3 protein-coding genes are annotated in these 3,401 nt (G+C 70.9%); 1 reads left to right on the forward strand and 2 read right to left on the reverse strand.

Features of this window, described 5'->3' with window-relative positions:
- Positions 1 to 116 precede the first annotated feature (116 nt).
- Complete coding sequence (fabI, locus tag ACEPPI_RS40155) at positions 117 to 887, reverse strand: enoyl-ACP reductase FabI (RefSeq protein ID WP_373920187.1); 771 nt, start codon at positions 885 to 887, stop codon at positions 117 to 119.
- A 5-nt stretch (positions 888 to 892) separates the two neighbouring features.
- Positions 893 to 1,612 carry a 3-oxoacyl-[acyl-carrier-protein] reductase gene (fabG, locus tag ACEPPI_RS40160; RefSeq protein ID WP_030233503.1) on the reverse strand — a complete coding sequence of 240 codons (720 nt, stop codon included), beginning with the start codon at positions 1,610 to 1,612 and terminating at the stop codon, positions 893 to 895.
- Positions 1,613 to 1,757: 145 nt separating this feature from the next.
- Here fabG and ACEPPI_RS40165 point away from each other — a divergent pair, with 145 nt between their 5' ends.
- Positions 1,758 to 3,320, forward strand: a complete 1,563-nt coding sequence (locus ACEPPI_RS40165) for a TldD/PmbA family protein (protein WP_373920188.1) — start codon at positions 1,758 to 1,760, stop codon at positions 3,318 to 3,320.
- Positions 3,321 to 3,401: the final 81 nt, after the last annotated feature.

The following is a 3,401-nucleotide window of genomic DNA, read 5'->3' on the forward strand; positions in this document are numbered from 1 at the left end:
AGTCACCCCCACCCCCCCCCCCCCCCCCCCCCCCCCCCCCCCCCCCCCCCCCCCCCCCCCCCCCCCCCCCCCCCCCCCCCCCCCCCCCCCCACCGCCGTACGGATGCGGGTGCCGGTCAGGCGCCCATCGCGTGCAGGCCGCCGTCGACGTGGACGATCTCGCCCGTGGTCTTCGGGAACCAGTCCGACAGCAGGGCGACGACGCCCCGGCCCGTCGGCTCCGGGTCGCTCATGTCCCACGCCAGCATGGAACGCTGGTTCCAGGTGTCCGCCAGCTCGCCGAAGCCCGGGATGGACTTCGCGGCCATCGAGCCAATCGGGCCGGCCGAGACCAGGTTGCAGCGGATGTTCTCCTTGCCCAGGTCGCGGGCGAGGTAGCGGCTGGTGGCCTCCAGCGCGGCCTTGGCCGGGCCCATCCAGTCGTACTGCGGCCAGGCGAACTGCGCGTCGAAGGTGAGGCCGACGATGGCCGCGCCCTCCTCCGGGAACAGCGGCTTGCAGGCCATGGCCAGCGACTTCAGCGAGAACGCCGAGACGTGCATGGCGGTGGCCACCGACTCGAACGGGGTGTTCAGGAAGTTGCCGCCGAGCGCGTCCTGCGGCGCGAAGCCGATGGAGTGCACGACGCCGTCGAGGCCGCCGAGCTCCTCGCGGACGAGGCCTTCGAGGCGGGCCAGGTGCTCGTCGTTGGTGACGTCGAGCTCGATGACCTTGACCGGCTTCGGCAGCTTCTTGGCGATCCGCTCGGTCAGCGAAGGGCGCGGCCACGCCGTGAGGATGACCTCGGCACCCTGCTCCTGGGCCAGTCGCGCGGTGTGGAAGGCGATGGACGACTCCATCAGCACCCCGGTGATGAGGATGCGCTTGCCGTCGAGAATTCCGCTCATGGTGATCAGTGACCCATGCCCAATCCGCCGTCAACGGGAATGACGGCTCCGGTGATGTACGCGGCGTCATCGGACGCCAGGAAGCTCACGGCGGCCGCGATCTCCTCGGGCTGCGCGTAGCGGGCCAGCGGCACCTGCGACACGATGCCCGCACGCTGCTCGTCGGTGAGCACCTTCGTCATGTCGGTGTCCACGAAGCCCGGGGCCACGACGTTGAAGGTGATGTTGCGGCTGCCCAGCTCGCGGGCGAGGGAGCGGGCGAAGCCCACCAGCGCGGCCTTCGAGGCGGCGTAGTTGGCCTGACCCGCGGAACCCAGCAGGCCCACGACCGAGGAGATCAGGACCACACGGCCCTTCTTCGCCCGGAGCATGCCGCGATTGGCGCGCTTGACCACGCGGAAGGTGCCCGTGAGGTTGGTGTCGACGACGGAGGCGAAGTCCTCCTCGGACATCCGCATCAGCAGCGTGTCCTTGGTGATGCCGGCATTGGCCACCAGCACCTCCACGTTGCCGTGCTTGGCCTCGATCTCCTTGTAGGCCTGCTCCACCTGCTCGGAGTCGGTGATGTCGCAGCGCACCGACAGTACGCCGAGGTCGGTGAGCTCCTGCGGCGGCTCTCCCGAGCGGTACGTGATCGCGACCTTGTCGCCGGCCTGGGCGAAGGCTCGGGCGATGGCGAGGCCGATGCCCCGGTTACCTCCGGTGACGAGAACCGAGCGGCTCAACGGATCACCCTTTCGCTAGCTGTCTGAATACCAAAAACCTATAGGTCGGCTCCGGCATCCGGAGAATCGGGCTCCGACAGGGCCTCGCGACGGGGTATGTCGAGTCCCTACAGAAAGATGTAGGCACCAGAGCCCCGGGCGCGACATGATCGGGGCGACCTGCCCCGACCCCGGGAGGATTTCCGTGGCCCATTCCATCGACGCGGCCTTCACCGCGCTGCCCCTGCGGGCGCTCGCCGACGCGGCGCTCGCCCGGGCCCGCGCGCTGGGCGCCGACCATGCCGACTTCAGGCTGGAGCGGATCCGCAGCGCCTCCTGGCGCCTGCGCGACGCCAAGCCCTCCGGCGGCTCCGACACCACGGACCTCGGCTACGCGGTCCGGGTGGTGCACGGGGGCAGCTGGGGGTTCGCCTCCGGCGTGGACCTCACCATGGACGCCGCCGCCAAGGTGGCCTCCCAGGCCGTCGCCATGGCGAAACTGTCCGCCCAGGTGATCAAGGCCGCCGGCTCCGACGAGCGCGTCGAGCTCGCCCACGAGCCGGTGCACGCCGACAAGACCTGGATCTCCGCCTACGACGTGGACCCCTTCTCGGTTCCGGACGCCGAGAAGGCGGCCCTGCTCGCCGACTGGAGCACCCGGCTGCTGGCCGCCGACGGCGTCGCGCACGTGGACGCCTCGCTCCTCGCCGTGCACGAGAACAAGTTCTACGCCGACACCGCGGGCACCTCCACCACGCAGCAGCGTGTGCGGATCCACCCGCAGCTCACCGCCGTCGCCGTGAACGCCACCACCGGCGAGTTCGACTCCATGCGCACCATCGCCCCGCCCGCCGGGCGCGGCTGGGAGTACCTGACGGGCACCGGCTGGGACTGGAACGCCGAGCTGGAGGAGATCCCCGCCCTGCTCGCCGAGAAGATGCGGGCCCCGAGCGTCGAGGCCGGGCGCTACGACCTGGTCGTGCACCCGTCCAACCTGTGGCTGACCATCCACGAGTCCATCGGCCACGCCACCGAGCTCGACCGGGCGCTGGGCTACGAGGCGGCGTACGCGGGGACCTCCTTCGCCACCTTCGACCAGCTGGGCAAGCTCAGGTACGGCTCCCCGATCATGAACGTGACGGGCGACCGCACCGCCGAGCACGGCCTGGCCACCATCGGCTACGACGACGAGGGCGTCGAGGCGCAGAGCTGGGACCTGGTCAAGGACGGCACCCTGACCGGATACCAGACGGACCGGCGGATCGCGAAGCTCACGGGCCTCGGGCGCTCCAACGGCTGCGCCTACGCCGACTCCCCCGGGCACGTGCCCGTCCAGCGGATGGCCAACGTCTCGCTCCGGCCGGATCCGGGCGGGCTGTCCACCGAGGACCTGATCGGCGGGGTGGAGCGCGGGATCTACGTGGTCGGCGACCGCTCCTGGTCGATCGACATGCAGCGCTACAACTTCCAGTTCACCGGGCAGCGGTTCTTCCGGATCGAGAACGGCCGGCTCGCCGGGCAGCTGCGCGATGTCGCCTACCAGGCCACGACGACCGAGTTCTGGGGCTCGATGGAGAAGGTCGGCGGCCCGCAGACCTACGTGCTGGGCGGCGCCTTCAACTGCGGCAAGGCCCAGCCGGGGCAGGTCGCGGCGGTCTCCCACGGCTGCCCGTCCGCCCTGTTCCGCGACGTGAACATCCTGAACACCACGCAGGAGGCCGGCCGATGACGATCCACGGTCACCACGCGATCCGCCGGGGGTCCGGGGGTCGCCCCCCGGGACAGCACAGTCTGAACACCACGCAGGAGG

The organism is Streptomyces sp. AB3(2024) (assembly GCF_041862025.1).
Taxonomy (GTDB): domain Bacteria; phylum Actinomycetota; class Actinomycetes; order Streptomycetales; family Streptomycetaceae; genus Streptomyces.

Excerpts from the sequence above, each read along its gene's own strand:
- fabI (WP_373920187.1), bottom strand. The coding sequence starts at position 887 with ATGAGCGGAATTCTCGACGGCAAGCGCATCCTCATCACCGGGGTGCTG.
- ACEPPI_RS40165 (WP_373920188.1), top strand. The coding sequence starts at position 1,758 with ATGATCGGGGCGACCTGCCCCGACCCCGGGAGGATTTCCGTGGCCCAT.